Source organism: Mycobacterium sp. (assembly GCF_044342925.1).
In the GTDB taxonomy this organism is placed as follows: Bacteria; Actinomycetota; Actinomycetes; order Mycobacteriales; family Mycobacteriaceae; genus Mycobacterium.
The window spans coordinates 1-7,908 of record NZ_JBIIOV010000153.1; the positions used below are offsets into that span (position 1 = coordinate 1).

General features: G+C 68.3%; 8 protein-coding genes and 1 pseudogene. 6 read left to right on the forward strand and 3 right to left on the reverse strand.

Translation table 11 applies throughout. The features are described 5' to 3' along the window. The 3 genes and pseudogenes from ADBZ6I_RS14185 to ADBZ6I_RS14195 form a co-directional block, all read left to right on the forward strand. A pseudogene (locus ADBZ6I_RS14185) lies at positions 1-468 on the forward strand (hypothetical protein); the annotation flags it as partial. A gap of 26 nt (positions 469-494) precedes the next feature. Further along, complete coding sequence (locus ADBZ6I_RS14190; protein WP_526384893.1) at positions 495-659, forward strand: hypothetical protein; 165 nt, start codon at positions 495-497, stop codon at positions 657-659. Then, positions 660-2,141 (forward strand): alpha,alpha-trehalose-phosphate synthase (UDP-forming), encoded by a 1,482-nt coding sequence (locus ADBZ6I_RS14195; protein ID WP_526384895.1) that lies wholly within the window; start codon positions 660-662, stop codon positions 2,139-2,141. On the opposite strand, the gene ADBZ6I_RS14200 is transcribed toward ADBZ6I_RS14195, so the two are convergent. Both ADBZ6I_RS14200 and ADBZ6I_RS14205 read right to left on the reverse strand, forming a co-directional pair. Then, the gene (locus tag ADBZ6I_RS14200; RefSeq protein ID WP_526384897.1) at positions 2,119-3,045 is read right to left on the reverse strand and encodes a 3-oxoacyl-ACP reductase; all 927 of its coding nucleotides are present in this window, start codon (positions 3,043-3,045) and stop codon (positions 2,119-2,121) included. The genes ADBZ6I_RS14195 and ADBZ6I_RS14200 overlap by 23 nt on opposite strands. A 13-nt stretch (positions 3,046-3,058) precedes the next feature. Next, on the reverse strand, positions 3,059-3,250 hold the full coding sequence (locus ADBZ6I_RS14205) for a ferredoxin (RefSeq protein ID WP_526384899.1): 192 nt from the start codon (positions 3,248-3,250) through the stop codon (positions 3,059-3,061). A 151-nt stretch (positions 3,251-3,401) separates the two neighbouring features. Between ADBZ6I_RS14205 and ADBZ6I_RS14210 the strand changes: the two genes are divergently transcribed. From ADBZ6I_RS14210 to fadD17, 3 genes are read left to right on the forward strand one after another with little or no spacing between them, the layout of a single operon-like run. After that, the gene (locus tag ADBZ6I_RS14210; protein ID WP_526384901.1) at positions 3,402-4,583 is read left to right on the forward strand and encodes an acyl-CoA dehydrogenase family protein; all 1,182 of its coding nucleotides are present in this window, start codon (positions 3,402-3,404) and stop codon (positions 4,581-4,583) included. Between the two features lie 18 nt (positions 4,584-4,601). Then, positions 4,602-5,693 (forward strand): acyl-CoA dehydrogenase family protein, encoded by a 1,092-nt coding sequence (locus tag ADBZ6I_RS14215; protein WP_526384903.1) that lies wholly within the window; start codon positions 4,602-4,604, stop codon positions 5,691-5,693. Next, on the forward strand, positions 5,668-7,233 hold the full coding sequence (gene fadD17 / locus ADBZ6I_RS14220) for a long-chain-fatty-acid--CoA ligase FadD17 (protein ID WP_526384905.1): 1,566 nt from the start codon (positions 5,668-5,670) through the stop codon (positions 7,231-7,233). Before ADBZ6I_RS14215 ends, fadD17 begins: the two co-directional genes overlap by 26 nt. Before the next feature lie 11 nt (positions 7,234-7,244). Here fadD17 and ADBZ6I_RS14225 read toward each other — a convergent pair. Beyond that, a partial coding sequence (locus tag ADBZ6I_RS14225; protein ID WP_526384907.1) for a thiamine pyrophosphate-dependent enzyme occupies positions 7,245-7,908 on the reverse strand: 664 nt, incomplete at its 5' end.

Here is a 7,908-nt window from a genome sequence, read left to right on the forward strand (position 1 = left end):
GACGCTGCCCCCGGTTGTCCCGGGCGTTCCGGGCTGACCTGGAGAACATCCGTGCCGAACCGATTTCTGACAGGTGGACTGCTCGCCGCCGGAGTGATGCTCAGCGTCGCTCCGGTGGCCCTGGCTGAGCCCGTGCCCAACCCGGATCCCGTTCCGGCTCCGACTCCCGGCTCGATCGGTGGTCAGGGAGGCTGCCAGGGTGGCGAAGTCATGCGGGACGGCAACTGCGTTCCGAACATGACACCGGTCACCACCGACGAGGACTCCGAGGCCGCGGGCCCCGAGGCGCCGCTGCGGCTCACCGACGAGCACACCTCCACCACCCAGTCCGGTCTGCCGGTGGATCTGGTGCCGAATATCAACGGCACGCCCTGCACCGGCTACTGGATGTCGGGCGCCTGCTACGCAGAGCGCTTCAACAGCGGACCGGCCGTCGTCCCGAAGTCGACGCTCTCCGACAGCCCGTAGCGCCGGGCGTGACCTAGAGTTGCGATATGCCTGCTAAGCCTGACCCGACCGAGATCGACGACGTAGAACCGCTGGCCGATAGCACGGCCCGGCAAGCGCGACGCGTCGTGGCCGCCTACGCCACCGATGCGGACGAATGCCGGGTCTTCCTGTCGATGCTCGGCATTGGACCGGCGAAGCTCGAGGCTTAAGTGCCCCGCGGAGCCTCCGGAACCTCGAAAGCACAAGGGTCCGGAAACTCCGACTTCGTCGTGGTCGCCAACCGGCTGCCCATCGACATGGAACTCCAGACCGACGGCAGTCTGGCCTGGAAGCGCAGTCCGGGCGGCCTGGTCACCGCGCTCGAGCCCCTCCTGCGGCGCAATCGCGGCGCCTGGATCGGCTGGCCGGGGATCGTCGACGGCCCCGAGGAGCCGATCGTCGAAGAAGGGCTGCAGCTCTACCCGGTGCGGTTGAGCGCGGAAGAATTCGCCGAGTACTACGAGGGATTCTCCAACGCCACGCTGTGGCCGCTGTACCACGACGTGATCGTCAAGCCGATCTACCAACGCGAGTGGTGGGACCGCTACGTCCAGGTCAACCGCCGCTTCGCTGAGGCGACGTCCCGGGCGGCGGCACCCAACGCCACCGTCTGGGTGCAGGACTACCAGCTGCAGTTGGTGCCGAAGATGCTGCGGGAACTCCGACCTGACCTCACCATCGGTTTTTTCCTGCACATTCCCTTCCCGCCGGTCGAGTTGTACATGCAACTGCCGTGGCGGGCCGAGATCATCGACGGCCTGCTGGGGGCCGACCTGGTGGGCTTTCACCTCGCCGGCGGGGCGAAAAACTTCCTGTTCCTGGCACGCCAGCTAGCCGGCGCCGAGACCACCCGGGCGACGGTGGGAGTGCGCTCCCGGTTCGGGGAGGTGTGGCTGGGCGACCGCACCGTCAAGGTGGGCGCATTCCCCATCTCGATCGACTCGGCGGAACTGGACCGCAAGGCCCGCGACCCCAACATCCGCCGCCGCGCCAGGGAGATCCGTGCCGAACTCGGCAGCCCCCGCAAACTGCTGCTCGGGGTTGACCGGCTGGACTACACCAAGGGCATCGGCGTTCGGCTCAAAGCGTTCTCAGAGCTGCTTGCCGAGGGCCGTATCAAGGGTGACGACACCGTCCTGGTGCAGCTCGCCACGCCCAGCCGCGAGCGGGTGGAAAGCTACCGCGTGCTGCGCCACGAGGTCGAGCAGCAGGTCGGACACATCAACGGCGAGTACGGCGAGGTGGGCCACCCCGTGGTGCACTACCTACACCGCCCGGTGTCCCGCGACGAACTGATCGCCTTCTTCGTCGCCGCCGACGTCATGCTGGTAACCCCGCTGCGCGACGGCATGAATCTGGTGGCCAAGGAATACGTGGCGTGCCGCAGCGATCTCGGCGGAGCCCTCGTGCTCAGCGAATTCACCGGTGCGGCAAAAGAATTGCGGCAGGCCTACCTGACCAACCCACACGACCTGGAAGGCGTCAAGGACGCCATCGAGTCGGCGATCAACCAGACGCCTGAAGAAGGCCGGCGGCGGATGCGCGCGCTACGCCGACAGGTCCTGGCCCACGACGTGGACAAGTGGGCACACGCGTTCCTCGACGCGCTGGCGCACACCAAAGACGCGGTCAGTCGCCCATCAGGCCGATGACACCGAACGTCCGCTGCGGGTCGCGCCCTGCGAAGTAATCGCGCATCGCACCGCTGAGTGCGTCCGGATCCCAGGCTGAACCGTCGGCGTGGAACCGGTGCTCAGCGGTGGGTGCGGCCACCAGCGTCACCGTCGGGCCGTAGACGACGAACAGCTGCCCATTGACGTGATCGGCGGCCGGCGAGGCCAGGAACCGGACCAGGCTCACGACGTGGTCCGGTGAGAGCGGGTCCACCTCATATCCGGCCAGCGGCGGGGCATCGCCGAAGACCTCCGCGGTCATCGCGGTGCGGGCGCGCGGACAGATCGCGTTGGCGCACACCCCATAGCGGCCCAGCGCCTTGGCCGCGGTCAGCGTGAGCGCGGTGATACCCGCTTTGGCGGCACCATAATTGGCCTGTCCGGCCGGACCGGACAACCCGGCTTCGGAAGAGGTGTTGATCAGCCGGCCGTACACGGCGCCTTCTCCGCCGCCTGCCGCTTTGGCCTTGTCGCGCCAATACGTCGCGGCGTTGCGGGTCAGCAGGAAGTGACCGCGCAGGTGCACGGCGATCACCGCGTCCCAGTCTTCGTCGGTCATGTTGAACAACATCCGGTCGCGGGTGATCCCGGCGTTGTTGACGACGATGTGCAGGCCGCCGAGGGCGTCTGCGGATGCGACGAGTTCGTCGGCGGTGGCCCGCTGACTGATGTCCCCGGGCACCGCCACCCCGCGCGAGCCGGCGGCGGCGATCTCGTCGAACACATCGGAGGCGTCCAGCGCCTGCGGCATGTCGTTGACGACGACGGTGGCCCCGGATCGGGCCAGGCCGATGGCCTCAGCCCGGCCCAGCCCGGCAGCGGCGCCGGTCACCACCGCAACGCGCCCGGATAGGTCGGTCAGCGGGGCCTGCTCTGCAGTCAAGGTGTGAATGCCTCTAGTCGCGCCGGCTCAAGGCCGCGCGGGGGCAGTCGGCGATCGCCTGCACGGCGAGGGCCTCTTTGTCGGCGGGAATGGGGTCGGTGGTGACGTAGGCGTACTCGTCATCGTCGAGTTGAAACAACTCAGCCGCGATTCCGACGCAGATGGCATTGCCTTCGCAGCGATCCCGGTCGACGACGACTCGCATGACAACCTCCTAGACCGGATGTTTCCGATACCCGCCTGACTATCTGTGAGACCACGATACTGACCGCACTGGACCCTCAGACTAGAACGTGTTACAACCGTGGAAGGCGGCGGGTCGGCCCGCCGGTCACCAACCCGGAGGACCCAGGCGGATGCGGATCAGTTACACCCCGGAGCAGGAGGAGTTACAGCGTGAGCTGCGCGCGTACTTCGACACGCTGATCACACCCGCACGCCGCGAAGCGCTGATGTCGATGACCGGCGAGTACGGCAGCGGAGACGTCTACCGCGAAACCGTGGCGCAGATGGGCCGTGACGGCTGGCTGGCCCTGGGCTGGCCGGAACAGTACGGCGGCCAGGCGCGGTCGGCGATGGACCAGCTGATCTTCACCGACGAGGCGGCGATCGCCGGGGCGCCGGTGCCCTTCCTCACCATCAACAGCGTGGCGCCGACGATCATGGCGTTCGGCACCGAGGAACAGAAGAAGTTCTACCTGCCGAGGATCGCCGCCGGCGAGATCCATTTCGCCATCGGCTATTCCGAACCCAGCGCGGGCACCGACCTGGCCAACCTCCGCACCACCGCGGTGCGTGACGGTGACGACTACGTCATCAACGGGCAGAAGATGTGGACCAGCCTGATTCAGTACGCCGACTACATCTGGCTGGCGGTGCGCACCAACGCGGAAGCAAGGAAACACCGCGGTATCTCGGTACTGATCGTGCCGACGACGGCCGAGGGCTTCTCGTGGACGCCGGTGCACACCATGGCCGGTCCGGGCACCAGCGCCACCTACTACTCCGATGTGCGGGTTCCGGTGGGCAACCGGGTCGGCGAGGAGAACGGCGGTTGGAAGCTGGTCACCAATCAGCTCAATCACGAACGGGTGGCGCTGGTCTCAGCCCAGCCGATCTTCACCGCACTCAACCAGGTGCGGGAGTGGGCCCAGAACACCAAAGATTCCCGTGGTGCGCGGCTGATCGACTCGGAGTGGGTCCAGCTGAATCTTGCTCGGGTGCATGCCAAAGCCGAGTACCTCAAGCTGATCAACTGGCAGTTGGCGTCGGCCCAGGACGAAGCGCCGTCGCCGGCGGATGCGTCCGCGGCCAAGGTGTTCGGCACTGAATTGGCCACCGAGGCCTACCGGCTGTTGATGGAGATTCTGGGTCCGTCGGCGACGCTGCGGCAGGACTCGCACGGCGCGCTGCTGCGCGGCCGGGTGGAGCGCATGCACCGCGCCGCCCTGATCCTCACCTTCGGCGGCGGCACCAACGAGATTCAGCGCGACATCATCGGCATGGCGGCCCTCGGGCTGCCCCGGGTCAACCGCTGACAGGCGGGGAGGCTACTCATGGATTTCACCAGGACAGAAGCAGCACAGGACCTTTCGGGACTGGTAAGCACCATCGTCTCCGCGGTGTGCACCCCGGAGCACCAGCGTGAACTGGATCGCCTCGACCAGCGATACGACACCGCGCTGTGGGCGAAGCTGATCGACGCCGACATCCTCAGCACCGCGGCTCCCGAGTCGTTGGGCGGCGGCGGTTTCGGGGTGCTGGAGCAGACCGCGATCCTCACCGCACTGGGCCGCCAGCTGGCGGCTGTTCCGTACCTGGAATCGGTGGTGCTCGCTGCCGGGGCACTGGCACGCTTCGGCCCTGCCGGGCTCCGCCAGGATTGGGCGACACCGGCGGTCGCCGGCCAGAAGGTGCTGACGGTCGCTCTCGACGGCGAGCTGGGCCAGGGTCCGGTACAAGCCACCGCATCCGGCGACGGCTTCCGGCTGACCGGATCCCGCACCCAGGTCGCGTTCGGTCCGGTGGCTGAGGCGTTCCTCATCCCCGCCGAAACCGACTCCGGCACAAAGGTGTTCCTCGTCACCGCCGAAGAGCTGTCGGTCATCCCGCTGCGGACCACCGGCCAGAACAGCTCGGCCGAACTGGACCTGGCCGGCGTGCAGGTGGGCGCCGACCGGGTGGTTGGCGACGCCGAGGCGGCAGCCTGGCTGACCGCTCGACGTGCCGTCGGCCTGACGGCCTATCAGCTGGGAGTGCTGGAGCGGGCGCTGGAACTGACCGCCGACTACGCCCGCACCCGCGAGCAATTCGACCGCCCGATCGGCAGTTTTCAAGCGGTGTCGCAGCGGCTGGCCGACAGCTACATCGAGGTCAAGGGCCTGCGCCTGACCTGCGAGCAGGCGGCCTGGCGGTTGTCCGAGGACCTGCCGGCCGACATCGAAGTGGCCACCGCCGCGTTCTGGGCCGCCGAAGCCGGCCACCGGGTTGCGCACACCGCCGTCCACGTCCACGGCGGGGTCGGTATCGATATGGACCACCCGGTGCACCGCTACTTCATCACGGCCAAGCAGATCGAGTTCGCACTCGGCGGCGCCACCACCGCGTTGCGGCTGATCGGCCGTGAGCTGGCCGACACCCCGGCCTGACGATGCGGCCCTGATCCCGGTGCTGCCCACCGTCGCCGATCTGCTCAAGCCGCTGGCGGACGTCGACGACCGCGGGGTTGCGGCTGACGACGGGTCCTCCACCTGGCGCGACCACATTCAGTCCGCCGCCGATCTCGCCGCCGTGCTGCGTGCGCGGCTGAACCCCGGTAATCCGCCGCATGTGGGTGTGCTGCTGGGCAATTCACCGCTGTTCGCCTCCCTGCTGGCAGCCGCCGGTCTCAGCGGTACCGTGCTGGTCGGTCTCAACCCCACCCGCCGAGGTGCGGCACTGCGCCGCGACGCCGAGCACACCGATTGCCAGTTGATCCTCACCGAGGGTGACCTGGAGGTCTACGGGCCGGATGTCGTTCCACCCGGAACGCCCGTGCTGCAGGTGGATTCGGCGGATTTCGCCGATGAGCTGGCCTCCTTCCGCGGAGCACCGGTCACCTTCGCCGACGTGGCCCTCGACGACCTGTTCATGCTGATCTTCACGTCGGGCACCAGCGGAGAGCCCAAGGCGGTGCGCTGCACCCACGAGAAGGTCTCCGGTCCGGGAGTCATGCTGGCGGAGCGTCTCGGGTTGACCTCATCGGACGTCTTCTACCTGTCGATGCCGCTGTTTCATTCCAACGCCGTGATGGCCGGATGGGCGCCCGCACTCGCCGCCCAGGGCTCAATCGCATTGCGGCGCAAGTTCTCCGCTTCCGGATTCCTAGGCGATGTCCGACGGTTCGGCGCCACCTACGCCAATTACGTCGGCAAACCGATGTCCTACATCCTGGCCACCCCCGAGCAGCCGGACGACGCCGACAATCCGCTGCGCATCATGTACGGCAACGAGGCCCCGCCCCGGGACATCGGTCGCTTCGCCCAGCGATTCGGCGTGATGGTGATCGACGGCTTCGGCTCCAGCGAAGGTGGCATCGCCATCGCCCGCACACCGGATGCCCCGGAGGGATCGCTGGGAGCGCTACCGGACGGTCTGGACATCCTCGACCCCGATACCGGGGAGCCGTGCCCGCCCGGCGTCGCGGGTGAACTCGTCAACCTGCACGGCACCGGCCAGTTCCGCGGCTACTACAAGGATCCCGACGCCGAAGCTCAGCGGATGTCCGGCGGTATCTACCACAGCGGCGACCTCGCCTACCGCGACGAGAACGGGTACGTGTACTTCGCCGGGCGGCTGGGCGACTGGATGCGGGTGGACGGGGAGAACCTGGGCACCGCCCCGATCGAGCGGGTGCTGCTGCGCTATCCGGGTGTCACGGAGGCGGCGGTCTACGGGGTTCCCGCCGACGTCGGCGACCGCGTGATGGCCGCGCTCGTCTTGGCCGCGGGTGCCGACTTCGATCCCGTCGCCTTCGGCAGGTTCCTCCGCGAGCAGACCGACCTCGGTCCCAAGCAGCGGCCGTCGTTGGTGCGCGTCGCCGCCGAGTTACCCCGCACCGCAACGTTCAAGGTGATCAAACGCCGGCTGGCCGCCGAAGCGCTGGACTGCCCGGACCCGGTCTTTCAGATCCGGCCGGACGAGACCTAGCCGGGCCGGATCTAGCCTGCCATCGAGGGCATGGCCGCCTCGATCAGGTGCGGACCCTTCTCCGCGAAAGCCCAGCGCAGCGCGTCGGCCAACTCCTCGGCTGTAGTCACCCGCCGGGCCGGGACGCCCATCCCCTCAGCGATCCGGACGAAATCGATGGTGGGCGAGCTCAAGTCGAGCAGCGAAGCGGCTTTCGGCCCAGCGGGTGAGCCGTCCGCGGCGGCGCCGACCCGCTGAAGTTCGATGCGCAGGATCTCGTAGGCATGGTTCGCGTAGACGACGGTGGTGATGTCGAGGTTCTCCCGGGCATGGGTCCACAGCGCCGAGATGGTGTACATGGCCGAACCGTCGGACTCCAGGCACAGCACCGGCCGGTCCGGCTGGGCGAGCGCGGCGCCGATCGCCACCGGAAGCGCGTATCCGATGGCGCCCCCGGTCAGCGTCAGCCAGTCGTGGGCCGGGGCCCCGGCGGTGGCTTGTGGCAGCAGGAAACCGGAGGTGTTGGACTCGTCGACGACGATGCTGCGGTCCGGCAGCATCGCCCCGATGACCTCGGCCGAGGTTTGCACGTTCAGCGGACCGGCCGGCAGCGCCGGGCGGCCGGCGGCGGCGACGTTCGCCTGGACTCCCGCAGCCAGCGTGCCGGCAAGTTCGGTGAGCGCCGCGGCGGCGCCG

Bases quoted from the DNA above. Each gene is read 5' to 3' on its own strand.
- ADBZ6I_RS14190 (WP_526384893.1), top strand. From the start codon at position 495: ATGCCTGCTAAGCCTGACCCGACCGAGATCGACGACGTAGAACCGCTG.
- ADBZ6I_RS14205 (WP_526384899.1), bottom strand. From the start codon at position 3,250: ATGCGAGTCGTCGTCGACCGGGATCGCTGCGAAGGCAATGCCATCTGC.
- ADBZ6I_RS14210 (WP_526384901.1), top strand. From the start codon at position 3,402: ATGCGGATCAGTTACACCCCGGAGCAGGAGGAGTTACAGCGTGAGCTG.
- ADBZ6I_RS14215 (WP_526384903.1), top strand. From the start codon at position 4,602: ATGGATTTCACCAGGACAGAAGCAGCACAGGACCTTTCGGGACTGGTA.